The organism is Dietzia sp. IBK-p2-16D (assembly GCF_057773085.1).
This window is the reverse complement of sequence record NZ_JBYMTL010000004.1, coordinates 157,213-179,986: the sequence shown is the minus strand read 5'-3', so window position 1 is coordinate 179,986 and position 22,774 is coordinate 157,213. Positions and strand designations below refer to the sequence as shown.

Here is a 22,774-nt window from a genome sequence, read left to right as displayed (position 1 = left end):
CTCCTCTCGATCGCGGCACCGGGACCCGGCGCCTCCTGACCTCCACCGTACGGAGACGCGGACAGGGCCTCCACCGCGCGCGGGTCACGATCGGGTCACCGCGGAGGCCCCGCATCGCGGCGGAACGCCCCCGCGGTCACCGCCGGGCGCGGAAGAACCCCTCGAGGATCGCGGCGCACTCGTCCTCGAACACCCCGCCCCGCACCTCTGGACGGTGGACCAGGCGCCGGTCGCGGACCACGTCCCACAACGACCCGCACGCCCCGGTACGCGGCTCCCAGGCGCCGAAGACGATCCGTCCGACCCTCGCCGCGACCGCCGCGCCCGCGCACATCGTGCAGGGCTCCAGGGTGACCACGAGGGTGCAGTCCTCGAGACGCCACCCGTCGCCCAGCACCCCTGCGGCCTCGCGCAGGGCGAGGATCTCGGCGTGGGCGAACGGATCGCCGTCCGTCTCCCGGCGATTGGTGGCGGCGGACAGCTCCCGACCGTCCGGCCCCAGGACGATGGCGCCGACGGGGACGTCCGCGTCAGGGGTGGCGGCGGCGACGTCGAGCGCGCGCCGGACCAGCTCCTCGTCGGCCGCACGTGCGACTCCCCGGTGCGCGGGATCCACCGGCCCGGACGAACTCACGGGCACGGCGGCGTCACCACCACGACGAGCTCACGCACTCGGCGACCTCACGAGTCGGGCTGGTGCTGCTCGAACTCCTCGCCGAAGCCCATCCGCTCGGCCACCGACTGCAGCTGCTCATCGGCGTAGAGGTCGGTCTCGGAGACGATGATCTCCAGCACCCCGGCGGGCAGGCCCATGTCCTCGAGGATCGCCATGTCGCCCTCGCCCCACGGATCGGTCTCCTCGAGCTCCTCGTCGGTCATGTCGGGCACGTCCACGTTGAGCTCGTCCAGCACGTCCGCCGCGAGGTCGTAGTCCAGCGACGCGGTGGCGTCCGAGACCATGAGCCGCATCCCCGACGGGCCCGGGCGCAGGATGACGAAGAACTCGTGGTCCACGTCGATCATCCCGAACGACGGCCCCTCCGCTCGTAGCGACCGGACCTGCCGGGCCGCGTCGTCGAGGCTGGTGAGGGCGGCGTCGTCCAGTCGGGTGACCTGCCAGGATCCGCCGTCCTGGACCACCCCGAGTGCGATGCCGGTGACGGTGTCGTCGTCGGAGTCGCGGGCGATTCGGTCGGAGCTGCTGGGCATGGGCTCAACCGTAGTCTGCTGTGAGAACCTTGTCAGGTGACGGTGACGGCGGACGTGTGCGTACTCGGGGTCGGTCTGATCGGCGGTTCACTCATGCGGGCCCTCGGCCCGGACCGCACCTTCGGATGGAACCGCTCCGCCGCAGGCGCCGGGTCCGCCACCGCCGCCGGTTTCGACGTCACCACGGATCTGCCCACCACACTCCGCCGGGCCGCGGAGACGGATGCCCTCGTCGTCGTCGGCGTCCCGCTCCCCGCCCTGGACGCGGTCCTGGGCGCGGTGGCCGAGCACGCCCCCACGGTCGCCCTCACCGACGTGATCAGCGTCAAGGGACCCGTCCTGGACGCGGTGCGACGCCGCGGACTGGACGGGCGGTTCGTCGGCGGGCACCCCATGGCCGGAACCGCGCACTCCGGCTGGGACGCCACCGACCCCGACCTCTTCCGCGGTGCCACGTGGCTCGTCGCGGCCGACGACGACGCCGACCCCGACACCTGGGGCCGGGTGGCGCGACTCGCCCTCGACTGCGGCGCGCGGGTGACCTCGGCGACCTCCGCCGACCACGACGGGGCGGTCGCCCGGATCTCGCACCTGGGGCACGTCCTGGCGGAGGCGTTGGCGCTGGCCGGCAGCCGCGGTGGAGACCTCGCGCTCGCCCTCGCGGCGGGGTCGTTCCGTGACGGCACCCGCGTCGCCGGGACCGCGCCCGACCTGGTGCGGGCGATCTGCGAACCCAACCGGGACGCACTGGTGGAGGTGCTGGACGAGTGCCTCGTCGACCTCGGGGCGGCGCGCGCGTCGCTGGCCGAGCGGGGAACGCTGGGACCGCTCGTCGACGACGGGAACCGTGCACGGCGCGCCTACGAGGACGCGCAGACCGACCGCGCCGGCCGGGAGTCACGGCCCGTGGAGGTCAGGCCGGGTGAGGCAGGGTGGCTCGAGGTGCTCCGGGAGGCGGGCGCCGCGGGTCGGGAGGTCACGCCCGCGGGCTGAGGCCGCTCAGGCCGGAGAGGCCGTCCAGGCCGTCCAGGCCGGAGAGACCGCTCAGGCCCGTCGACTGAGCCCGGGGACGTCGACGATCATGCCGTCGGAGTCGACCGTCGCGCTGGTCGACGCAGTGGCGGTGATGCCGTGGACCTGCTCGTCATCGCTGGACAGCGTGACGGAGTCCTCGGTGACCTCGAGCGTCATGGAGTCCACCGAGAGCACCCGCACGTCGGCCGAGTCCGGCTGCGCGTGCAGGCCCAGACGCCGGATCATGACGCTGGCGAAGAACACACTGTAGGTGACGTCCACGTCCACCACGCCGTCGCCGCCCACGCGCGAACGCGTTCCGGAGGTGTCCTCGAGCAGCCAGGCGCCCTCGTCGTCACAGACCAGGTCGATGCTGCGCTCGAACTCCTCGGTGGTGAGGGTCAGCCACACCCGGCGCAGGGTCGCGTCCGAGCCGATGACCGCCTCGTACTCGGCCGTGAAGGCGGGCTGTTCCGGGTGCGAGGCGGAGACGATCCGGCCGCGGGCGCGCGCGGAATCGCCCTTGGGAACGACGCGGACCTGCTCGATCAGTCTCCCGGTCTCGGAGATCCACGTGTACATACTGGCGACCGAGGCGCGCGGCGCTTCGGACTGCGGCGAGGGAGACGGAGAAGCGTTCACACCCTCCACGGTAGGAAAATCTCCACCGAAAAGCACATCTGAGTCCCGTTAACCACCTGATCACCACCCGTCACACGCCCGGGACGGCCCCCGGCTCAGCGCGGCCGCAGGTCCACCCGGGCACGGCGCCACGGGTACAGGGTGACGTTGCGGGACCTCGGCCACTCACGACCGCTGCCCACCGGCTCCAGCCGGTAGCGCTCCAGCACCTGCCGCAGGATGACCTGGCCCTCCATCATGGCGAACGACGCTCCGATGCAGCGTCGCGCGCCGCCGCCGAAGGGCAGCCACTCGGTGGGCGTGGGCACCTCGCCCAGGAACCGCGCCGGGTCGAAGTCACCGGGCCCCGGATAGGTGGCGGCGGCGCGGTGGGCCAGGACGATCGACGGCGAGAGGGTCACCCCGCGCGGGTAGGTGCGCCCGCCGACGGTGGCGGGTTCCTGCAGCTCCCGCATCACCATCGGCACCACCGGATGGAGCCGCAGGACCTCCTTGAGCACGGCGTCGAGGAACTCCGACCCGCGCTCGGCGATCTCGGCGACGCACCGGTCCTGGATGTGCGGGTGGCGGGCCAGTTCCAGCATCGACCACGCCATCGCCGTGGCCGTGGTCTCGTGCCCGGCCGCCACGAGGGTCATGAGCTGGTCGCGCAGCTCCTGGTCGGACAGCCCCTGCGCGTCGGCCGCCGAGGCGCGGACCAGCAACGCCAGGAGGTCCCGCCGCTCGGACAGCGCCGGGTCGAGGCGGGCCGCGGCGATCTCCTCCCCGAGGAACTCGTGGATGGTCTCCAGGTCCCGCACCTCCCGGCTCCACGGCCGGAACCTGCGCAGCGCCGGGATCCCCAGGCCGATCATCACCACCGGGCCGGCATCGACCGCCCGGGCGACGATCGGCCGCATGCGGTCCAGGCGCGCCGAGTCGGTCACCCCGAACACCACCCGCAGGATCACCTCGAGGGTGAGCTGGTTGAGCAGCACGTGGGCGCGGACGCGACCCGACCGCGGCCAGTGGTCCAGCTGCTCGCGGGTGACCTCCTCGACGAGGGTGCGGTAGCCGTCGATCTCGCGCCGCCCGAACGCCGGCGCGAGCAACCGCCGGGCGCGCGCGTGCTCGTCGCCGTCCTGGAGGAGGAGGGAGTGCTCCCCCAGGAGGGGACGGAGCAGGTCGTTGCCCTTGCCGGCGTGGAAGACCGACGGCGAGCCGGCGAACACGTCCTTGATCTGCGCGGGCTCGGACACCGCGACGACCTTGCGCCCGGCAGGCATGAGATCGAGCGTGAACGGCACCCCGTAGCGCCGGGCCGCCGCCGGGAAGACGACGGCGGGCGCGGACAGGGCGAGCACCGCCTGCAGGATCCGCGGGAGCCGGGGGCCGGGCGGGAGCCCGTCCCGCCCGATCGCACCCTGCGTGGTCGGGCCGGGGCCCGCGTGACCGCGTGCCGGGCCGGGGCCCGCCTGATCGTGTGTCGCCTCACTGCGCATGGCCTTCACCGTACGAGCGGCACGACCCCGCCGCAGCGGGATCGTCCATGATCGGCGCCCGTCCCCGCACCCCTGTGTCACCCGCGGGTCGCCGGACGTTCACCGCGATCGTCGCCTCGTCGTCGTCGATCGGGTCTAGCGTGGTCCCCATGGCCGTGCTGCCCGTGGACCTGGACTCGACGCCCGACGACATCGCCTCACTCCTCGCCGTGGACGCCGCCGTGCGCGCGGCGGTGGGTCTCGACCCCCATCCGCCCGCCGCCGGCGCCCTGCACTGGACCGGCGCCGACGGGATGTGGATGGCGCTGCTGCGCCCGGGCGAGGGCCGCGCACTCCTGGCCGGTTGGCACCACGAGTTCTCCCTCACCGAGGGCAGCGGCAACACCGGGGAGGCCGGTACAGACCTCGTGGGGGACGCTCCCGGGTGGTGGCGCCGAGGAGTCGAGCACGCCCGCGCCCACGACGCCCACCTGGGCTTCCTGTACGGCTGGGACGGGTCCGGGTGGTGGCGGCTGGACCAGCCCGCCGACGACGGCTTCGACCCCGAACTGTTCCCCGTGACCCGCGCCGCCCTGCGGGACATCGTCGACGAGCTGGCCGACGACACCCTCCTCGACCCACCCGATCCCGACGCCGTCGAGGCGCTGCTCACCGTCGGGTCCGGTCTCACCGCGGCCGATCTGGGGGCGGTGCTCCACGCCCCCGACGGCTGGCCCGAGGTCGACCTCGACGCCGGTGCCCGGGCCGCCCACGAGTATCGCTCCGCGGTCACCGCCTAAGCCCCCGCGGTCGCGCCAGACGCGGAGAAATTGCAGGTAAGGATAGGCTTCGACGCTTGTCGCCGGCTCGGGAGAGTTCTACCGTGGGACCATGAACGCCCCGGGCCCGACTCCGCACAGCGCGGTGGAACCCCATCGCCCGGAGATCGGCGACAAGCTCAACTGGCTCCGCGCCGCCGTCCTCGGCGCGAATGACGGACTCCTGTCGACCGCGGGACTCGTCCTGGGTGTGGCAGCGGCCACCACCGATCGGCCCGCGATCCTCATCGCGGGCGTGGCCAGCCTGGTCGCCGGCGCAGGCTCCATGGCGATCGGCGAGTACGTTTCCGTGAGCACCCAACGCGACACCGAGAAGGCACTCATCGTCAAGGAGGCCCGAGAACTCGAGGAGACGCCCGAGGCGGAGCTCGACGAGCTCGTCGGCCTGTACACCGCCAAGGGGTTGAGTGAGGAGACCGCCCGTCGGGTGGCCGAGGAACTCCACGCGGTCGATCCGCTGGCGGCCCACCTCGAGGCCGAACTCGGTATCGACGCCGAGGCGCTGACCAACCCCGTCAGTGCCGCCGTCTCCTCGGCGATCTCCTTCGCGCTCGGGGCCGTCATCCCCCTGCTGGCGATCTTCGCCCCGGCCACGCTCCGGGTGCCGGTGATCGGCGTCCTCACGGTGGTGGGCCTGATCCTCGCCGGGTTCATCTCGGCCCGGCTCGGGGGCGCGGATCCCCGCCCGGCGGTGCGCCGACTCGTGGTGGGGGGCGTCGCGGCCATGGTGGTGACCTACGGAATCGGGCTGCTCCTGGGGACCAGTGTCACCTGACCCCTCCGCTCCCCGCCCACTCCCAGTGCGGGACGCGGGGGGTTCGCCTGCATCGACGCCGCGAACTCTGTAACCATGGTCCGGTGAAACGACTCGGCTACGTGGCGGTGCGGCGCCTCGCGCTCGAGACCCTCGGGTGGACGCTCATCGTTCTGGGGATCGCCGCGCTGTTCCTCCCGGGCCCCGGGCTCCTCATGTTGTTCGCCGGGACCGTCGTGCTCTCGCGTCAGTACGAGTGGTTCGACAGGCGCCTCCTGTCGATCAAGCGCGTGGCGATGGAGGGCGCCTCCCGCGGGGTCCAGTCGTGGCCCAAGATCGCGGGATCGCTGCTCGGCGTGGCGTGGTTGCTGGGGCTCGGGATCTTCTGGGGCATCGGCTCGGCGGTGCCGACGTGGTGGCCGCTCCCGGTCGACCTGTGGCTGATCGGCGGCTGGGGCACCGGCGGCACGCTCATCTTCTCCGGCCTCGTCGGGTTCGCCCTGCTCGTGTACGCGTTCCGCCGGTTCCGCGGCAACCCCTACGACCACGAGGCCGAGGTCGTGCACGACCGGCAGCGCCGCGAGGAACGTCGCCGGGCGCGGGCCGCACGCCGTCGGGCCCGCACCGGCCTCACCCCAGGCTGAACTTCTCCTCGCCGCCCACCTCGACCAACCGCTGCTCCCCGCGCACGCACACGCGCACCGGGGTCGCGTCGATCACCCCGTCGCGGTGGCGGACCACCACCTCGTCGCGCATCACCGTCACGGTCAGCGGCGAGCGCAGGTAGGTCATGTGGAACGAGACCCCGTCGATGCCGCCGGGCAGGTTCGGGTCGAACTGCAGCATCCCGCTCTCGACCCGCATCCCGGCGTAGAAGCGCTGCACCAGGTCGACGGTGCCGGACATGACCCCCATGTGGATGCCCTCGCGGGTCGTCCCGCCCTGGATGTCGTGCACGTCGCTGCCCAGTGCGACCTTGAACCGCTCCCAGGAACTGTCCGGGTCGAAGCGGGCGAGGACGCCGGCGTGGGTGACGTAGGACAGGGTCGACCCGTGGGAGGTGCGGCGGTCGTAGTAGTTGATCGTGCGCTGCGCGGAGTCGTCGGGGAACTCGTACCCGAGTCGCTTGAACACCCGGCGCAGCTCGTCGTCGCTGAACAGGAAGAACAGCATCACCGCGTCGGCCTGCTTGGCCAGCTTGTACCGGTCCGGGGTGTCACCCTCGGCCTTGAGGATCCGGTCGAGCCGCTGGATGTTGCCGTACGTGGCGCGGTATCCCTCCCAGTCCAGCTCCTCCAGCTCCTCGTAGCCCTCGAACTGACTGATGATCCCGTCGTGGAACGGGACGAACATCTTGTGACTCATGTCCTTCCACCGGACGATCTCCTCGTCGCGCAGTTCGAGCCGGGCGCGGACGGCGCCGGCCTGGGGTGCCGGCAGCAGGTCGAGCAGGTGCGCGGCGATGTCGCAGATCCACGCCACGAAGACGTTGGTGTAGGCGTTGTTGCGCAGCCCGCCCTCGGACGCGCCCGGGTACTTCTCGTGGTATTCGTCCGGGCCCATCACGCCGTGGATCTCGTACCGCCCGCGTTCCGCGTTGAAGTGCGCGATGGACGACCAGAACCGCGCGATGCCGAGCATCATCTCCGCGGCCCGGAACTCGAGGAACATCGTGTCCTCGGTGACGGTGACGTACTGCCAGAGGTTGTAGAAGATCGCGGCGCTGACGTGGCGCTGGTTGTGCGACAGGTCGATGTCCCACCGCCCCGACATCGGGTTGAGGTGGAGTTCCTGGGTCTGCTCCGTGCCGAGTGATCCGCTCTGCCACGGGAACATGAACCCCTCGTACCCCGCCGCCACCGCGGCGACCCGCGCCTCGGACTGCCGCCGGTAGCGGTACATGAGCAGACTCCGGGTCACAGCCGGGAGCCGGAAGGTCAGGAACGGGAAGACGAACAGCTCGTCCCAGAACACGTGACCGCGGTAGGCCTCGCCGTTGATCCCCCGCGCGGGCACACCCGCGTCGAGGTCGGAGGTGTTGTGCGAGCACGTCTGCAGGATGTGGCTGATGTGGACCCGCAGCAGGTGCTGGGCGTCGTCGTCGCCGAACACGCGCAGGTCACACGCCTGCCACAACCGCTCCCAGGACTCACGGTGGTGCGCATACGCCGCCCCGAACGGGCGCGAGCGCGACGCCGACCGCGACGCGCGCAGGAGTGTGTCCCCCGTGGCCGGGTCTCGCGAGGTGAACAGGGCGACCGACTTCTCGATCGTGGTGGGGACGTCGCGCTCCAACTCCACGTGGAGGGTCTGTTGGATGTAGTCCGATGTCCGGAAGTCGCGGCGGACCACGTCGCGCTCGCGGCCGCCGCTCGAGACGAGGGTCCGCGCCGCGACGCCGATGTTCACCTCGGACTGCCGGGTGCGCACCTTGAGCGCCATCATCTCGGGTTGCGGGAAGACGGTGCTCCCCGGACGCAGGTGATCGCTCTCGAGCTGCCGGTAGCGGGGTACGCCGTCGTTGATGACGCGCCCGTCGAGTGCGGTCACGATCTCCGCCCGGCCGGACCAGTTCAGCGGGGTGATCGTCCACTCCAGGTAGGCGTGGTGCATGCTCGCCATCGACGCGAACCGTCGGCTCACCAGTTCGGTCTCCCGCCCCTCCCTGTCTCGGAATCGGAGCCGACGGGTGAGCAGCGCCGACCGCAGGTCGAGCTCGTGGTGGTAGTCGAGCAGTTCGATCTCGGACAGGCGCAGCACCTCGGCCCCGCCGATGCGGAGCTTGAGCGGCAGCCAGTTGGGCAGGTTGACCAGGTCCTCGTTGTGAACCGGTACGCCGCCGAGCATGGTGGTCGCGCGGTTGTAGAGGCCGTGGACGTAGGTGCCCGGGTAGTGGACCCCGTCGCTGTCCTCCCATTCGGCGGCGCCGCGGGTGGACATGTACCCGTTGCCGGTCGAGGTGAGGGTCTCGCGCAGGCCCTCCTCACCGGGGTCGAACCCGTCGTAGGACAGCGAGAAGGCCTCGTCCTTGTCGTCCGGGGAGGCTGCTCGTCCGGTAAGTGAGGTGGTCACACGCCCGACACTAACCAGTTCGCCCGCCCGGGGACGACGGTCCGGCGAGACGGTTGCCGAGATCGTCATCCGGACGAGACCCGACGTTCACGGGTCTACGATATGATCCACGTCACAGTCGGGACGGTTCGGGGCCGCGCCGCGATCCCTCTTGTCGACCGTCTCCGTCGGACAGGGGTTCATCATGACCGTTCAGCTCATCGAGATCACCGAGGACGTCGCCGACCGGCTCCAGATCCTCACCACACCGACGGCCTGCCAGGTCGGCGATGCGCGCATGATCATCATCGATCTGCTCGGTTCCGGGCCGTCGTGGCCGTTGTCCGTCCTGGTCGATCACGTCTGTACCTCCTACGAGGCCCCGGACGGCGAACGCCTCATGGTCGACCTGCGTGACCGCGAGGGTCTGGCCGACCATGTCCTACGTGACGAGCCCGCACTGCGCCACGTGACGTGGGTCCGCGCCACGCGGCTGGCACTGCGGGAGCTGACCGACGCCGGCGAGGTGGTGTGGAGCCTGCCCTCCGACGACCCGGACGAGGTCGACCACCCGGAGGTCGAGGTGCTGATGTCCGGCGCCCAGCCGCGCGCTTTCCGCGTCTACGTCGGAGACCCACTGCCCGACGGTTCGGTCTCCTTGCGGTAGCGCACCGCCACCGCGAGCATCACCGCGCCGACCACGATGAACGACAGGACGCGGAACAGCCCCGGCAGGGTGGCCAGGTCGAGGAGGAGCAGCTTGGCCAGCGCGAGTGAGCCCAGGACGAAGCCCAGCCTGCGGGCGTCGGCGATGCGCGCCGTCGCGGTGAGGACCAACCAGGCGGCGCAGCAGATCCACAGCACCGTCACCACCAGGTGCGCGGCGAGGTATCCGTTCCGGGCCGCGCCGGTCAGGCCACCGATCACCACACCGGCGGCGACCACCATCACCGAGAGACCCGCCAGCGCGACGACGGCGCCCACCATCACCACGCGCGTCGATTCGCGGGGCAGGCGGCGGCGCGCCCACCACGTCACGGCGACCGCCAGCGCCGTGATCGCGAACGCGGAGACCACGTCCCAGTAGGTGAACTCCCGGACCGCGAGCCGTTCGCTCAGCGCGAGGTGCGGCCGGTTGACGGCCGCGTAGACGAGGACCGCGATCGCGGCCGCGGCTCCGGCCACCCAGTCCACCCACCGCCGCCCCCACAGGCCGGCCGCCACGACGTAGGCCAGGGCGCTCAGGGTCAGAGCGAACCCGGTCAGTTCCCGTCCGCCCAGTTCCACCCACGTCAGCAGTAGCAGCGCGCTCCCGACGACCCCGGTGACCGCGGAGAGCAGCACGTGGGCCCGGTCGCGGCCGGCACGGCCGGCGAGGACGGCGACGGCGAGGTAGGCCGCGGCGAGGACCAACCCGACCGGCCATCCGGGCCGGAGGAGGTGGGTGGCCGGCAGGAGGGCGAGGGGCAACGCGGTGGGGACGACGACGAGGGCGGCGTTCTCCAGTGCCGGACTGCGGCGGGCGGTGTCGAACCAGGCCACCCCCACGCCCACGGTGGCAAAGACGAGCGCGCTCACGATGAGCGCGATCTGGTCGCCGCGACCGAGGAGGGCCGCCTGCGAGAGGTAACCGGTGAGCAGGACCCCGGGCAGGACGGACCACACCACGCGGACGGCCACCCCGAGGTCGGCCGCGAGCACCGCGGTGGCGATGCCGACGATCGCGACGAAGACCGGCAGTTCGACGCCGGTGGAGATGAGGGGTGCCAGCAGCATCGTGCCGGCGGAGACCAGGCAGGCGAGCAGCCCGGAGGACCACCGCCCGGCGAGGGCCACCCCGCCGAGCGCGAGCCCCCCGACGAACATGTACGCGGCCGGGACGGGGATCCACAGGTAGAGCGTGGTGCTGGCGATGACGTCGAGCATCGCCGCGGCCAGGCCGGTCCCGACCAGGGCGAGGGCCCCGGGGTTGACCGGCGCGTCGGCCGTCGGTTCGGTTGCGGTCGTGGGCTCGTGGCGGGACTGCAGCCGCAGGCCGAGCCCGATGAGCACCGCCGCCAGGACCGCCGCGGCGATGACGCGGGCGAGTGGCGGGAACAGCCCGGCCTGGATGGCCACGACCAGCAGGAACGCGATCCCGGCGAGCATGACCGCTCCGCCGATCGCGGCGATGACGGTGGCGGCGGTGATACGCGGCGCCCGTCGCGGCGTCTGTCGTGACGCGGGCTCCGCGGGCTGCTGCCACGGCCGGTCGGGGTGCGCACGGCCCCCGGGCGGCGCGGGTGCCACGTAGTGCCCGGGGGGCTCGTTCCGCCCCGGCGGACGCCACGGCCCGCCCGGGTGTGGCGGAGCGGGCGTCCCCTGCGACGGGGCGCCCGCCCGCCACGGCGACTCCCCCTGTGGCGACTGCCCGGCCATCGCGGGACCGGCCTGGCGACCGAGCGCCGACAGCCCGGCGCGGACCTCCGCGACGTCCGCGCTGATGCGTCCGAGCCGGGCGTCGAGGTCGGCGAGAGCACGCTGCAGGTCGGGCTGCTGGGGGTTCACCCCTGAATCATCTCCCGCACGGGCCCGGGCGTCCACGGGCTCACCGACGCGGGCCCCGGTCCGCCGCGGTGCCGGCCGCAGCGTGGGCCAGTGCGACGAGGTCGTCCCCCGTCAGACCCGGGTAACCGTGGCACATGCTCCGCCACTGCGCGGGCACGGCCGTCGCGCCCCACCGCGCGCCCAGCAGGCCGCCGGCGATCGCGGCGACCGTGTCCGTGTCGCCGCCGATGCCGATGGCCGTGACCAGTGAGTCGGCGAGGTGACGCCCGGGATCCGCGGCGGGGATCGGCGTGTGGTGGATCGCCGACCAGGCGGACTGCAGTGCTGTCACCACCCAACCGTTGCGGCGGAACCGTTCGGGCGGCCCCTGTTCGGCCTCGTCGATGCAGGACGCCCAGTACTCCCGGTCGGGCTCGTCGAGGTGCTCCAGTCCGCCGCGGAGGTCGAGCACCTGCTCCCGCACGGCCCGGTCGATGGCCAACGACCACAGGACGCAGGCCTGTCCGGTGCGCGGATCGGAGTGGGTCAGGTCACTCACGCCCGCAGCGGCCCGGGCCACGGCGACGGGATCGCCGAGGTGCGCCAGGGCGACGGGGGCCGTGCGCATGAGGGAGCCGTTGCCGGCCGAGTGGTGACTCCGCCGGAAGTGCTCCCCGGCCGCCTCCCGCGCCGCGGCCGCCGTCGGCGCCGGTCCCGCAGCCCGCAGCACGGCGGCGGTCTGGTTGCCGATGTCCGGCGGACCGGAGTCGTACCAGCGGCCGAAGTTCCGGGCGACCTCCGACAGCGGTTCGTCATCGAGCAGGCCACGCCCCCGGGCGGCCACCTCGAGTACGCACCACGCCATGGAGGTGTCGTCTGTCCACTCCCCCGGCGCGAAACCGCCCAGGCCGCCGCCGATCATCCGGGGGCCGTCGGGGCCGAGCGGCGCCGAGCCGTACTCGTAGCCGGCGCCGAGAGCGTCACCCACTGCGGTCCCCAGCATCACGCCGGCGACCCGGTCGCCCCATGCCGATCCTGCGTTGTCCGTCATCACGCCGCCTTCCCTCCGAGCCGGTACGCCAGCTCATCCCTGTTCTGCTCGAGATCCCTCGCGAAGGCGCGCAGCATGCCTTCGAGGTTGTCCGCCGACAGGGGGCGGGTGGGAAGCGTGAGCCTCTGGAACACGTCGCGGCCACTGAGGTACCAGGTGCTCCACATCCCCTTGCCGTTGAGCAGGTCCACCTCGACGGCGGTGTTGCGCCGGCTGTAGACGCCCCGGACCACGAGGGCCCAGGCCTGGATGAGGCCTCCGTCGGGACTGAAGATGACGAACACCCTGGTCCCGGCGACGGTGAAGGACACGTCCCCGTCGTCGTCGATGGCCGGCTCCTGCCCGAACGACGTCCTCACCGCGTCCACCACCGTCGGACGCAGGACGTCCGGGCCACCCCGGACCCCGCCGGCGGCGCGACCGGTCGGTCCGCCCACCTCCTCGGGAGCCGGGCCCGCGAGCCCGAGGGCCCCGGCCAGTTCGACCGCACCGCGACCGTCCGCCCGCGCCGTGAACAGCTGCGGGTGTGGCAGCCGCAGGTCCTCGCGCGCCACGCGGACGATCGCCTCGGCCAGCGCGAACGCCCCGTCGGGGCCGGCGCTGACCACGACCTCCTCCGCCGCGGTACTGCCGGCGATCCCGCGGGTGACCCACATGAACCCCCGCTCGCGGTCCGCCCGGATGACGAGCTGCTGACTCCAACCCTCCGGACCCGGCGGCGCCACCAGCGCCAACGCCTCGCCGTCCCCGACGGCACCGATCCGCAGGATCAGCGTGTCCAGGAACATGCCCCAGGCGCACTCGGTGGCCTCGCTCATGTCGTCGTCTCGTTGCCTTCTCATGACCCCTCCACTTCTTTAGCACTCTCAACGCGCTAAATGTTAGCACGCCGATCGCGCTAAAGTGAAGACCATGTCCGATCTCGAGAAATTCCCCCGGCCCGCCGTGGCCGTGGACCTGGCGATCCTCACCGTGACGGGGGCCGGCGGCACCGACCCCGAGCTGCGGGTCCTCACCCAGCCGCGCACCGATCCGGACGGCCGCGCACTCCCCGGCGCCTTCCTCCGTGAGCGGACGACCGTCGCCGAGACCGCCGACCACGTCCTCCGCGAGAAGGTGAAGATCACCCCGCACGAGACCATCCGCCCCCGCCTGCTGCGACTCTTCGACGATCCGGATCGGGACGAGCGGACATGGGCCGTCTCGGTCGCGCACTCACTCCCCCTGCCCGAGTCCGCGCTGACCGGAGCGGACGGCGAGCTCACGAGGGTCACGGCCGACGGTCGGCTCGACGGCGTCTCCTCACTGCTGTTCGACCACGACGCGATCGTCGACGCCGCAATCCGCGACGTCCGCGAGCGCTACGAGATCCGACTGCGCTACGTCGACGTGGGTCCCGACCCCGACGGATTCCTGCCCGAACCGTTCACGCTGCTCCAGCTGCGCCGGGTGCACGAGGCGGTGATCGGCGAGGAGTTGCACAAGGACAACTTCGCCCGGCGGATGCGGCCGCACCTGGAACCAGTCGTGGACGACGACGGCGAGGTGGCCCTGTCCACGGCCCTACGCGGCCGCCCGGCCGCGCTCTTCCGACGTGCGCGCTGACCTGTCACGCACCACCCGGGACCGCAACACCAGGGTCACGCCGATCGCACTGATGGCCATCCCCACCACCGCGAGGAGGGTGATCGGGACACCGAACATGAGCCACACCCAGACCATGGTCGTGGGCGGGGTGAGGTAGAGCAGCACGCTGGCGACGGTGGCGCCACGGGTGCGGGTGACAAAGACGAAGAGGACGTACCCGCACAGGGTGGACAGGAACACCAACCAGGCCACCGCCGCCCAGAAGTCGGGGTCGGCCACGGGCGCCGCCTGGCCGGTCACCAGTGCCGCCGACATGAGGGTGATCCCCGCGACGACGGACTGCATGGTGATCGACTGCAGCAGCGTCTCGGTGGGCCGCAGACGCTGCGTGAGGACCGTGCCCGTCGCCAGGCTGAGCATGCCCGCCGCGGGGAACAGGTACGCCCACCACGGGGCGGCGCCCGCGTCGAGACCACCCGAGACCACCACCACGACGCCCGCCATCCCGAGGACCATGCCGACCCACATGCCGGCCGTCGTGCGCTCGCCCAGGACCCTGCCCGCCACCGTGGCCACGAGCAGCGGCTGGAGCGCGGCGATGAGCGCCGCGGTCCCGCCGTCGACGCCGCGGGAGACCCCCTCGAAGATCATGAACAGGAAGAACGCCTGACTGAACAGACCCAACACGGCCTGCCGCGTCCACGCCGCGCGATCGGTCAACCGCACACCCAGCGCGAGGCAGACCGTCACCAACAGCACGCCGAGGATCGAGAACCGCCAGCCCAACAACTGCAGCGGGGTGCCACCGGCCCGGATCCCGAGTTCCGCGCCGACGTAGCCCGAACTCCACATGAGCACCAATGCCACCGACGCCAGATGGCCGGCGTTGCGGCGGAGCGCCTCTCGCGCGGGCTGAGCCATCGGCACAGCCTAGGAAATGCGCGACCTCGTCGTCGTCGTACTCCGGCCCCCACCCCCGACCGGGCCGCGGCGCTCGGCTCACCCCTCCGCGTCGACGATCACCGTCCCCGCCTCGAGCCGGGTGTCCGTGGGTCCGGAGACCGTCCGGGTCTCGTAGTCGATCTCCAGCGCCTGGACCGATCCGAAGAGCCCCCCGGGGGACGGCGAGACCGCCCAGCCCAGCGCCCCGACCCCCCGCGCCGCCGGTGAGCCCAGCAACGCCGGCTCCACGACGAGGGTCCGCGACGCGCCGTCGAACCGGAACCGCGGGGCCGCCACCGCCTCCTCCAGCGACTGGCCGAGCAGCGCCCACCGGGTGAGGGTGTTGGCGAGGACACTCAGGATGTTCGCCCCGCCCGGCGTGCCGAGGCCCAGAACCGGCCGGCCCCGGCCGTCCAACACCAGGGTCGGGTTGGACCACGTCACCGATCGCCTGCCCGGCTCGGGCTGGTTCCGCGGGGAGCCCACCGTGTCGAACCGGCTGAGCTGGTCGTTGAGGAAGAACCCGCCGACCTCCGTCCCCGAACCCCAGAACTGGGTGAGGGTATTGGTCATCGACACCACCGTGCCGCTGCTGTCGACGACCGTGAGGTGGGTCGTGTTCCCCGGCTTCTCCAGGTTCTCACCCCTCGGCGCCGGGGGCACCGCGCCACCGACGAGCTCGGCGTTCCTGACCGGGTCGACCAGCTCGTCGACGGGCACCTCGGTGAAGGCCGGGTCGCCCAGCTCCGTCCGCACGGTCCGCTCGCCGATGAGCCACGCCTCGGAGAGGCGCCGGACGTACTCCGTCGACTCCGGGTCCACCTCCGAGATCCCCTGGCTCTCCAACACCTGCAGCATCTGGATGAGCGCGACTCCGGGCAGGGCCGGCGCCCCCGAGACCACCTCGTAGTCGCCCACCGGGCCCTGCGGGGGTTCGCTGCGCTGCACCGCGTACCGCTCCAGCGAGGTCGGGTCGATCCCCTCGATCACGGTGAGCCGGTCCGCGATCCGGCCGGTGTAGAAACTCTCCGGCCCCTCGTTCTGGAGTGTGCGGAGGGTGGCGCCGAGTTCGGCCTGGACCAGGGTGTCGCCGACCCGCAGCGGCACACCACCCGGAGAGAACTGCTCGAGACCTGAGACCGCAGCTGCTCCACCGACGGCGACCCTCGAGGTGAGCGCACCGGTGGCCGGAACGCCGCCCTCGGCCATCCGCGCGGCAGGCTCCAGCAGCTCGGCCCACTCGAGGGTGCCGTGCCGGGCGTGGAGCTCCGCCATCCCGGCGACGAAACCGGGGATGCCCGTGTTGGTCGGTGGGATGACGCCGTCGGCGGCGACGACCTCGCGGTAGTCGAACGCCTCCGGAGCCGCGTCCCGGGTCGCGACCAGAGCCGAGCCACCACCTCCCACCCCAGAGGCGTAGGGCTCGACGACCGAGACGGCGAACGCGGCGGCGATCGCGGCGTCCACCGCGGTGCCCCCGGCCTCGAGCATCTCCATCCCGGCCCCGGCGGCGAGCGGATGCCCGGCGTTCACTCCCTGCTGGGACAGCATCGCGGGTTCGGGTATGCGCTCCGGCTCAACGGAGGCCGGGTTATCCGGGGGACCCCCAGGGCTGTCATCGGTCCCCGCACATCCCGAGAGGGTCAGCGCCGCGGCGACCAGGGACCCGAGGAACCGATGCCCGACCCGCCGGGGTCGCCGTAGACCGTAGGTTCGCATCGCCGCACCCACTTCGCCCTCGCTCGTCAACGCCCGGACGCCGCCAACGCTAGGGGACCATCCCGGCGATGACCACCGTGGTCGGCGGCGCCGGGTGCCGGGTGACGCCCGGTGCCGCGCCGTTCCCGGTGGTATCCGCCGACGCGGAGTGTGAAGGACTTATTATTGTCCGGGTTGGTCGAGATCTCGGCCACCGCTCCCGACCCCCGATTTCCCGAACCCCCGAACCTCCGCTCCCCCGAACCGAAAGCGACTCCATGCCCGACACCCACGTCCCCCTCCGACTCTCCGACGCTCCCCGCGCCGATGACGGGTACTACGGCCCCGACAGCGTCTCCTGGCGGGTGTTCTCGGACCCCGCCTCGGGGCTCGGCGCGAAGAACGCGCTCTTCCTCCAGATGCTCGAGCCGGGCATGATGACCCACTTCGAGCGGGTGTCGTTGACCAGCGAAGGCGCCGATGAGATGGCCGCGAGGTTCGACCGCACGGCCGCCTACCTGCGGGATTCGGTCTTCGCCGACACCGCCCACGCGGATGCGGCGGCCACGCGCGTCGACCACCTCCACGAGCAGGCGAGTTGGACCGACCCCGAGACCGGCGAGGTGGTCAGCGCCAAGCAGCCCGAGTGGATGCGGTGGACGTGGTGGACGTACATCTGGTCCGCGGTGCGCGGCTACCAGGAGTTCGGGCCGGGACTGTCGACCTCCGACGCGAACCGCGTGGTGGTGGAGTCCCACCGCGGCGCGAAGCAACTGCACGTGCCGGGCCCCTACTTCGAGACCTTCGCCGAAGTCGACCAGTACGTCAGCGACGGCCTCAACACCAAGGCGTTGACCATCTTCGCGGCGATGGCCGGCCACTCGCTGCGCCACCCTGACGTAAAGGGGCCGGTGGCCAAGTGGGTCACCCGACAGATCCTCAACGGCGTGCTGTCGCTACTGCCCGAACAGGCCAAGCTGTTCTTCGCCGTGGAGGACCGCAGCGCCAAGGAGTTCGCCCGCGGCGCCCGGTTCACCAAGCTGGTCGCCACGCTGGCGCGGAAGAACCGGACCGCCGAGGACCTCATCGCGCAGGCAATCGGCGAGTCCGTCGCGGCGCCCTATCAGCGGGTGCGGGTCAAGAAGACCAGGGCCGCGGCATAGATCCCCATCCCCACGCTTTTCCAGGAACGCGGTCGGCCCGATGGGCCGGCCGCGTTTATGCTGTGCCCCATTTACATAGTGTGTGACACACACTAACGTGTCCGTCATGGTCGACGACGGAGACACGGCACTGGGCACCCACCTACAGGAGATCCGGCGGGGGTCGGTGGTCCTGGCGAGCCTGTTGGCCTGCCGGACGCCCAGGTACGGGTACGCGCTGCTCACCACGCTGGCCGAGGCGGGCATCGTCACCGAGGCCAACACCCTCTACCCGTTGTTGCGCCGCCTCGAGGGGCAGGGACTGCTCACCTCGACCTGGCGCACCGAGGAACCCAGACCCCGCAAGTACTACGAGACCACCGCGCTCGGCACCGAGACCGCCGAGCGTCTGCACTCCGAATGGCTGGCGCTGGGCGCCGGTTACACCGATCTGCGAAAGGCGGACGCGTGATGTCCACACTGACCGATCGCTACATCTCCGAGGTGGTCCGCCACCTCCCGGAGGACCAGCGCGGCGACATTTCCTCGGAGATCGCCGCGACCATCGACGACATGGTGGCCGCGGAACCCGACGCCGGGAACGGCGCCGGCGAGACGGCCGCGCGCGACTCCGCCGAACGCGCGGTCCTGACGCGCCTCGGCGATCCGGCCGAACTCGCGCGCCGCTACTCGGGCGCTCCCCGGTATCTCGTGGGCCCCGGGATCTATCCGGTCTGGGCACGGGTGCTGCGGTGGCTCCTCCCGGTGGTGGGCGTCATCGCGGCGCTGGCCGGCGGGATCCTCTACATCTCGACCACCCCGGAGCCGGAGCTCGGCGGCCTCATCGGCCAGCTCATCAGCTCCGTGGCCGGCGCCCTGCTGTGGGCCTTCGCGGCGTGGACGCTCGTGGTGGTGATAGTCGAACGGACCACCCCCGAGGGCGGACGGAGCCCGCTCACCACCCCCGCCTGGGACCCGGCACACCTGGACGGGCCCCGGGGCGGGGCAGAGACCCGCGTCGACGCGGTCGTGTCCCTGGTGATGCTGGCCATCCTGGCCGCCGTGCCGTTCGTCCCGTCGACGTTCCTGTACATCGGCCACCTCAACGGCGGCGAACCACTGGTGAACCCCGACATCCCCACCGGATGGCTCGCCGGGTACCTGCTGCTGCTCGGCGCGCTCGCACTCGTTCAGGTGTGGCGCCTGGTGCGGCCTGGCCACACCCGGGTCCGGCTCGGGGTCGAGGTGGCCGTCGACGTGGCCTTCGGCGCCTTTCTCACGGTCCTGGTCCTGGTCCAGGACCAGGTGATCCACCCCGACCTCGTCGCGACGGACCACGGCGGCACGGCGGCCACCGCGATCCGGTGGAGCCTCGTCGCCACGATCTGGGCAGTCGTGGTCTGGGACCAGGTCGAGACCCTGCGCGCCCATCGGCGGGACACCGCGATCGTCGCGTGAGCGCGGCACCCCGGAAAATGACGAACGCCCCCGTCCGCGTGGACGGGGGCGTTCTCACTGTGCGCCCGAAGGGACTCGAACCCCTAACCTCTTGATCCGTAGTCAAGTGCTCTATCCATTGAGCTACGGGCGCATTATTCTTCTGTCGTGCCAGATATCCGGTCACCCGGGTCTCCGGCATGGCGGAGGCGAGAGGATTTGAACCTCCGGTCCCCTTTGAGGAGGACAACTCATTAGCAGTGAGTCCCATTCGGCCGCTCTGGCACGCCTCCTGGAGGCTCTGCTGAGCCAACGAGGAATTACAGTACACACACGCCGGGCCGGTGCGCAAAACGGCCGGACACCGGGCCCGCAGAGGGTGGTCCTACCCTGTAGTCATGTCCCCCGACGTGCGCAGCGACCTCGACGCCATCCCCGCCTATGTTCCGGGCGCCTCCGTACCGGGCGCGGTCAAACTCGCGTCCAACGAGACCACCGCGGGCCCGCTGCCGAGCGTGGCGGCGGCCATCGCCGAGGCCGCGGCGGCCGCCAACCGCTACCCGGACATCACGGCCGGCGCGCTCGTCGACCGGCTCGCGGACTTCCTCGACGTGCCCACCGAGAACGTCACTGCCGGCTGCGGCTCGGTGGCGCTGTGCCAGCAACTGGTCCAGGCGGTGTGCGCACCCGGCGACGAGGTGATCTTCGGCTGGCGCTCCTTCGAGGCCTATCCGATCATCGCCCGGATCGCCCACGCGGTGCCGATCGCGATCCCCAACCGCGCCGACGGTTCGCTGGACCTCGACGCGATCGCCGCCACCGTGACCGCCCGGACCAGGTTGATCTTCGTCTGCACCCCCAACAACCCGACCGGCCCGGCGGTGTCCCGCGCCGAGCTCGCCCGGTTCCTCGACCGCATCCCCGAGCGGGTCACCGTCGCACTGGACGAGGCCTACTACGAGTACATGCGGTCGGACGACCCTGTCGACGGCGTCGCCGAGGCGATGGCGCGCCCCAACGTGGTCTCCCTGCGCACCTTCTCCAAGGCCTACGGCTTGGCCGGTCTCCGCGTCGGCTACCTGGTCGGACCCGTGAGCCTGGTGGTGCCGGTCGCGAAGATGGTCGTCCCGTTCTCCGTGAGCTCCCTGGCCCAGGCCGCCGGGATCGCCTGCCTCGAGGCCGGGGACGAGCTCCGGGCGCGCACTGACGCGGTCGTCGCCGAGCGCTCCCGGGTGCGGGACGCGCTGCTCGGGATGGGACACGCGGTCCCGGACACCCAGGCGAACTTCGTCTGGCTCCCACTCGGGGACGCCTCGGCCGATTTCGACGCCCACTGCCGCGATCACCTCGTCGTGACCCGGTGCTTCGCGGGCGACGGAGTGCGGGTGTCCATCGGAGATCCCGAGGAAAACGACCGGTTCCTCACCGCCGCCCGGCAATTCGTAACCAGAACGTGACGCTTCCGGCGGGGTCCCGTGACCTCGCAACGGCAGCATGGTCCGGGTTTGGGGGAGCGCTTCACGATGTCGCGTTCCCCGCATCGCGGGGAATTCCGGTCCCCGCAGCTGAGGAGACGGTGTGCTGCAGAAGAGTTCATGGAACATGGTGAACTCGGCAGCTGTCCGTACGTCCATTTCGGGGCGCGTGACCCTGATCGCGCTGGCGTTCCTCTCGGCACTGACCCTCGTCACCACCCTCGCCACCCCACCGCGCGCCGATGCCCAGACCGGGCGGACCAGCAGCCCGTGGAGCCCGGCGGCGGAGACACGGTCCGTCCGCATCCTGGGGATCGGCGAGTTCTCCGGCGCCCTGTCCCGCCCCGTGGGATTCCAGGGCGAGCTGCGCGACGGCTCGGGGAACGTCCGCCCGGCCGGCGGCGGGCCGCACCTCGCCGCCACGGTCGAGAAGCTACGCGCGCAGGCGGAGGACTCACTTCTGCTCGCCACCGGCGACTCGATCGGCGGGACCACCCCCGAGGCCGCCCTGCTGGGCGACCGACCGACCATCGAGTTCTTCAACCGGATCGGCGTGGACGGAGCCGGCGTCGGTCGACGCGAGCTCGAGAAGGGTGCCGCCCATGTCCGGTCCCTGGTCGCACCGGGCTGCGTGACCGAGCAGGACTGCCGGGTCGACCCACCGCTCCCGCCGTTCCGTGGGGCGGCGTTCCCGTTCCTGGCCTCCAACGTCATCCCGTCGCCCGAGTCCGCCCCGACCTTCCCGTTCTCCATCCACCGCGTCGGCGACGTCCGGGTGGGGGTCGTCGCGGTGACCGCTCCGTCCGAGTCCCTGCCGGAGACGGCCACCCGCCTGGCCGACCCGCTCCGCGCGATCGACGACACCGTGGAGTCGCTGCAGTTCCTGGGCGTGGAGGCGATCGTCGCCATGGTCCAGTCCGATACCGTCCACGCCAACCTGGACCCCGCGGCCTGTCCCGAGGAGCTCACCGAGATCGACCTGGTCAAGGAGCTCAACCCCGCGGTGGACGCCCTGATCATGGGAGCCTCCGGAGGCCCGGCCACCTGCCGCGTCTTCGACGCCGAGAACGACGAGCGGGTCGTCGTGGCCCCCGCGTCCCACGGCCGGTCCGTCACGGTGGTGGACCTGGCGGTCGACCCGTCGACCGGCGATGTGATCCGGCCCCAGACATCGGTGTTCAACCAGACGGTCAACCTCGACATCGCGCCCGACGCCGGGACCGAGGAACTCGTGCGTCAGGCGCAGGCCGCGGCGGCGCCGGAGGCCCGCGAGGTGATCGGCGCCGCCGACGAGGCGATCGAGCGGGACATGGACGCCGACGGCGAGTCCCCCCTGGCCGACCTCGTCGCCGACGGACAGCTCCACGCCACCCGCGGTCGGGGTGCCGAGCTCGCACTGTCCAACCCCGACTCCCTGCTCACCGACCTCGCCGCCGGCCGGCTCGACTACGCCACCCTGCACACCGTGCAGCCCTACGGTGACCGCCTGTACCTGGTCACCGTGAGCGGGGAAGAACTCCACGCGGCCTTCGACCACTTCGCCGACGACATCGGTCGCAACGGCCCCGCCGTCTCGTCGAACGTGCGCTACACCGTCGACCTCGGACGCCCGCCCGGAGACCGGGTGACGGAGATAGTCGTCGACGACGAGCCCGTCGACCCCCGACGCGAGTACACGGTCGTGGTGAACGAGTTCCTCTCCTCCCCCGAATGGGACGGCTCCGTCCTGGCCGAACGCGGGGATCGCCGCGAGGCCGGGTTGACCGACCTCGACGCACTGCGGCGGTACGTCGCCGAGAAGGGCCCGCTGACGGCCCCCGAGACCGACCGGGTCACCGTCATCGGTTGACGAGACGGCCCGGCCGGTCGGCCGGGGTCGTCCGACACGCCCGAGGGACCGGCTCGGGGGCTCCCCTCAGGGTCCCGCGACAGACAGTCAGTAAGATT

22 protein-coding genes and 2 tRNA genes are annotated in these 22,774 nt (G+C 71.8%); 11 read left to right on the top strand and 13 right to left on the bottom strand.

All coding sequences use genetic code 11. The annotated features are described in order from the left end of the window. Nucleotides 1-136 precede the first annotated feature (136 nt). On the bottom strand, nucleotides 137-616 hold the full coding sequence (locus AC3DE3_RS10645; RefSeq protein ID WP_488370040.1) for a nucleoside deaminase: 480 nt from the start codon (nucleotides 614-616) through the stop codon (nucleotides 137-139). Between the two features lie 65 nt (nucleotides 617-681). Beyond that, entirely contained in the window at nucleotides 682-1,209 is a 528-nt protein-coding gene (locus AC3DE3_RS10640) for a tRNA adenosine deaminase-associated protein (RefSeq protein WP_488369933.1), read from the bottom strand. Between the two features lie 36 nt (nucleotides 1,210-1,245). On the opposite strand from AC3DE3_RS10640, the gene AC3DE3_RS10635 reads away from it, so the two are divergent. Continuing rightward, entirely contained in the window at nucleotides 1,246-2,202 is a 957-nt protein-coding gene (locus tag AC3DE3_RS10635; RefSeq protein ID WP_260486451.1) for a prephenate dehydrogenase, read from the top strand. Nucleotides 2,203-2,253: 51 nt separating this feature from the next. Here the strand turns inward: AC3DE3_RS10635 and AC3DE3_RS10630 are convergent, their stop codons facing one another. The 3 genes from AC3DE3_RS10630 to AC3DE3_RS10620 all read right to left on the bottom strand — a co-directional run bounded on the left by AC3DE3_RS10630 (nucleotide 2,254) and on the right by AC3DE3_RS10620 (nucleotide 4,497). Continuing rightward, complete coding sequence (locus AC3DE3_RS10630) at nucleotides 2,254-2,865, bottom strand: putative glycolipid-binding domain-containing protein (RefSeq protein WP_260486450.1); 612 nt, start codon at nucleotides 2,863-2,865, stop codon at nucleotides 2,254-2,256. A gap of 95 nt (nucleotides 2,866-2,960) precedes the next feature. Further along, nucleotides 2,961-4,346 (bottom strand): cytochrome P450, encoded by a 1,386-nt coding sequence (locus tag AC3DE3_RS10625; protein ID WP_488369932.1) that lies wholly within the window; start codon nucleotides 4,344-4,346, stop codon nucleotides 2,961-2,963. Further along, entirely contained in the window at nucleotides 4,336-4,497 is a 162-nt protein-coding gene (locus tag AC3DE3_RS10620) for a hypothetical protein (protein ID WP_488369931.1), read from the bottom strand. Before AC3DE3_RS10620 ends, AC3DE3_RS10625 begins: the two co-directional genes overlap by 11 nt. On the opposite strand from AC3DE3_RS10620, the gene AC3DE3_RS10615 reads away from it, so the two are divergent. From AC3DE3_RS10615 to AC3DE3_RS10605, 3 genes are all read left to right on the top strand, one after another. Beyond that, nucleotides 4,496-5,125, top strand: a complete 630-nt coding sequence (locus AC3DE3_RS10615; RefSeq protein WP_488369929.1) for a hypothetical protein — start codon at nucleotides 4,496-4,498, stop codon at nucleotides 5,123-5,125. The genes AC3DE3_RS10620 and AC3DE3_RS10615 overlap by 2 nt on opposite strands. A 91-nt stretch (nucleotides 5,126-5,216) precedes the next feature. Beyond that, complete coding sequence (locus tag AC3DE3_RS10610) at nucleotides 5,217-5,939, top strand: VIT1/CCC1 transporter family protein (RefSeq protein WP_488369928.1); 723 nt, start codon at nucleotides 5,217-5,219, stop codon at nucleotides 5,937-5,939. Between the two features lie 83 nt (nucleotides 5,940-6,022). Beyond that, nucleotides 6,023-6,562: a PGPGW domain-containing protein gene (locus tag AC3DE3_RS10605; RefSeq protein WP_260486446.1), complete on the top strand. Its 540-nt coding sequence runs from the start codon at nucleotides 6,023-6,025 to the stop codon at nucleotides 6,560-6,562. Here the strand turns inward: AC3DE3_RS10605 and AC3DE3_RS10600 are convergent. Beyond that, nucleotides 6,549-8,990, bottom strand: a complete 2,442-nt coding sequence (locus tag AC3DE3_RS10600; protein ID WP_260486445.1) for a glycoside hydrolase family 65 protein — start codon at nucleotides 8,988-8,990, stop codon at nucleotides 6,549-6,551. The genes AC3DE3_RS10605 and AC3DE3_RS10600 overlap by 14 nt on opposite strands. Nucleotides 8,991-9,174: 184 nt before the next feature. Between AC3DE3_RS10600 and AC3DE3_RS10595 the strand changes: the two genes are divergently transcribed. Next, nucleotides 9,175-9,636 carry a hypothetical protein gene (locus AC3DE3_RS10595; protein ID WP_260486444.1) on the top strand — a complete coding sequence of 154 codons (462 nt, stop codon included), beginning with the start codon at nucleotides 9,175-9,177 and terminating at the stop codon, nucleotides 9,634-9,636. On the opposite strand, the gene AC3DE3_RS10590 is transcribed toward AC3DE3_RS10595, so the two are convergent. From AC3DE3_RS10590 to AC3DE3_RS10580, 3 genes are read right to left on the bottom strand one after another with little or no spacing between them, the layout of a single operon-like run. Beyond that, nucleotides 9,591-11,516: a DUF2339 domain-containing protein gene (locus AC3DE3_RS10590; protein WP_488369927.1), complete on the bottom strand. Its 1,926-nt coding sequence runs from the start codon at nucleotides 11,514-11,516 to the stop codon at nucleotides 9,591-9,593. The two genes, AC3DE3_RS10595 and AC3DE3_RS10590, sit on opposite strands and share 46 nt — an antisense overlap. A gap of 40 nt (nucleotides 11,517-11,556) precedes the next feature. Then, the gene (locus AC3DE3_RS10585; RefSeq protein ID WP_488369926.1) at nucleotides 11,557-12,546 is read right to left on the bottom strand and encodes an ADP-ribosylglycohydrolase family protein; all 990 of its coding nucleotides are present in this window, start codon (nucleotides 12,544-12,546) and stop codon (nucleotides 11,557-11,559) included. Beyond that, nucleotides 12,546-13,388, bottom strand: coding sequence for a T3SS (YopN, CesT) and YbjN peptide-binding chaperone 1 (locus tag AC3DE3_RS10580; RefSeq protein WP_260486441.1), 843 nt, complete (start codon nucleotides 13,386-13,388; stop codon nucleotides 12,546-12,548). The genes AC3DE3_RS10585 and AC3DE3_RS10580 overlap by 1 nt, the downstream gene beginning before the upstream one ends. 70 nt (nucleotides 13,389-13,458) lie before the next feature. Between AC3DE3_RS10580 and AC3DE3_RS10575 the strand changes: the two genes are divergently transcribed. Then, nucleotides 13,459-14,151, top strand: a complete 693-nt coding sequence (locus AC3DE3_RS10575; protein WP_488369925.1) for an NrtR DNA-binding winged helix domain-containing protein — start codon at nucleotides 13,459-13,461, stop codon at nucleotides 14,149-14,151. On the opposite strand, the gene AC3DE3_RS10570 is transcribed toward AC3DE3_RS10575, so the two are convergent. Both AC3DE3_RS10570 and AC3DE3_RS10565 read right to left on the bottom strand, forming a co-directional pair. Then, nucleotides 14,110-15,054, bottom strand: coding sequence for a DMT family transporter (locus tag AC3DE3_RS10570; RefSeq protein WP_488369924.1), 945 nt, complete (start codon nucleotides 15,052-15,054; stop codon nucleotides 14,110-14,112). The genes AC3DE3_RS10575 and AC3DE3_RS10570 overlap by 42 nt on opposite strands. Before the next feature lie 78 nt (nucleotides 15,055-15,132). After that, nucleotides 15,133-16,626, bottom strand: a complete 1,494-nt coding sequence (locus tag AC3DE3_RS10565; protein ID WP_488369923.1) for a gamma-glutamyltransferase — start codon at nucleotides 16,624-16,626, stop codon at nucleotides 15,133-15,135. A gap of 425 nt (nucleotides 16,627-17,051) precedes the next feature. On the opposite strand from AC3DE3_RS10565, the gene AC3DE3_RS10560 reads away from it, so the two are divergent. The 3 genes from AC3DE3_RS10560 (at nucleotide 17,052) to AC3DE3_RS10550 (ending at nucleotide 19,373) form a co-directional block, all read left to right on the top strand. Further along, the gene (locus tag AC3DE3_RS10560; protein WP_260486437.1) at nucleotides 17,052-17,936 is read left to right on the top strand and encodes an oxygenase MpaB family protein; all 885 of its coding nucleotides are present in this window, start codon (nucleotides 17,052-17,054) and stop codon (nucleotides 17,934-17,936) included. Between the two features lie 106 nt (nucleotides 17,937-18,042). Beyond that, nucleotides 18,043-18,387: a PadR family transcriptional regulator gene (locus AC3DE3_RS10555; protein ID WP_260486436.1), complete on the top strand. Its 345-nt coding sequence runs from the start codon at nucleotides 18,043-18,045 to the stop codon at nucleotides 18,385-18,387. Continuing rightward, complete coding sequence (locus AC3DE3_RS10550) at nucleotides 18,387-19,373, top strand: HAAS signaling domain-containing protein (RefSeq protein WP_488369922.1); 987 nt, start codon at nucleotides 18,387-18,389, stop codon at nucleotides 19,371-19,373. The genes AC3DE3_RS10555 and AC3DE3_RS10550 overlap by 1 nt, the downstream gene beginning before the upstream one ends. 60 nt (nucleotides 19,374-19,433) lie before the next feature. Here AC3DE3_RS10550 and AC3DE3_RS10545 read toward each other — a convergent pair. Then, nucleotides 19,434-19,506: transfer RNA gene (locus AC3DE3_RS10545), tRNA-Arg, on the bottom strand. 47 nt (nucleotides 19,507-19,553) lie between these two features. Continuing rightward, nucleotides 19,554-19,645 (bottom strand) — tRNA-Ser (locus AC3DE3_RS10540). Between the two features lie 105 nt (nucleotides 19,646-19,750). On the opposite strand from AC3DE3_RS10540, the gene AC3DE3_RS10535 reads away from it, so the two are divergent. Further along, on the top strand, nucleotides 19,751-20,809 hold the full coding sequence (locus AC3DE3_RS10535) for a histidinol-phosphate transaminase (RefSeq protein ID WP_488369921.1): 1,059 nt from the start codon (nucleotides 19,751-19,753) through the stop codon (nucleotides 20,807-20,809). Between the two features lie 121 nt (nucleotides 20,810-20,930). Continuing rightward, nucleotides 20,931-22,676: a bifunctional metallophosphatase/5'-nucleotidase gene (locus tag AC3DE3_RS10530; protein ID WP_488369920.1), complete on the top strand. Its 1,746-nt coding sequence runs from the start codon at nucleotides 20,931-20,933 to the stop codon at nucleotides 22,674-22,676. Nucleotides 22,677-22,774: the final 98 nt, after the last annotated feature.

Bases quoted from the DNA above. Each gene is read 5' to 3' on its own strand.
- AC3DE3_RS10640 (WP_488369933.1), bottom strand. From the start codon at position 1,209: ATGCCCAGCAGCTCCGACCGAATCGCCCGCGACTCCGACGACGACACC.
- AC3DE3_RS10625 (WP_488369932.1), bottom strand. From the start codon at position 4,346: ATGCGCAGTGAGGCGACACACGATCAGGCGGGCCCCGGCCCGGCACGC.
- AC3DE3_RS10615 (WP_488369929.1), top strand. From the start codon at position 4,496: ATGGCCGTGCTGCCCGTGGACCTGGACTCGACGCCCGACGACATCGCC.
- AC3DE3_RS10620 (WP_488369931.1), bottom strand. From the start codon at position 4,497: ATGGGGACCACGCTAGACCCGATCGACGACGACGAGGCGACGATCGCG.
- AC3DE3_RS10610 (WP_488369928.1), top strand. From the start codon at position 5,217: ATGAACGCCCCGGGCCCGACTCCGCACAGCGCGGTGGAACCCCATCGC.
- AC3DE3_RS10595 (WP_260486444.1), top strand. From the start codon at position 9,175: ATGACCGTTCAGCTCATCGAGATCACCGAGGACGTCGCCGACCGGCTC.
- AC3DE3_RS10585 (WP_488369926.1), bottom strand. From the start codon at position 12,546: ATGACGGACAACGCAGGATCGGCATGGGGCGACCGGGTCGCCGGCGTG.
- AC3DE3_RS10580 (WP_260486441.1), bottom strand. From the start codon at position 13,388: ATGAGAAGGCAACGAGACGACGACATGAGCGAGGCCACCGAGTGCGCC.
- AC3DE3_RS10575 (WP_488369925.1), top strand. From the start codon at position 13,459: ATGTCCGATCTCGAGAAATTCCCCCGGCCCGCCGTGGCCGTGGACCTG.
- AC3DE3_RS10570 (WP_488369924.1), bottom strand. From the start codon at position 15,054: ATGGCTCAGCCCGCGCGAGAGGCGCTCCGCCGCAACGCCGGCCATCTG.
- AC3DE3_RS10565 (WP_488369923.1), bottom strand. From the start codon at position 16,626: ATGCTGTCCCAGCAGGGAGTGAACGCCGGGCATCCGCTCGCCGCCGGG.
- AC3DE3_RS10560 (WP_260486437.1), top strand. From the start codon at position 17,052: ATGCCCGACACCCACGTCCCCCTCCGACTCTCCGACGCTCCCCGCGCC.
- AC3DE3_RS10555 (WP_260486436.1), top strand. From the start codon at position 18,043: ATGGTCGACGACGGAGACACGGCACTGGGCACCCACCTACAGGAGATC.
- AC3DE3_RS10550 (WP_488369922.1), top strand. From the start codon at position 18,387: ATGTCCACACTGACCGATCGCTACATCTCCGAGGTGGTCCGCCACCTC.
- AC3DE3_RS10535 (WP_488369921.1), top strand. From the start codon at position 19,751: ATGTCCCCCGACGTGCGCAGCGACCTCGACGCCATCCCCGCCTATGTT.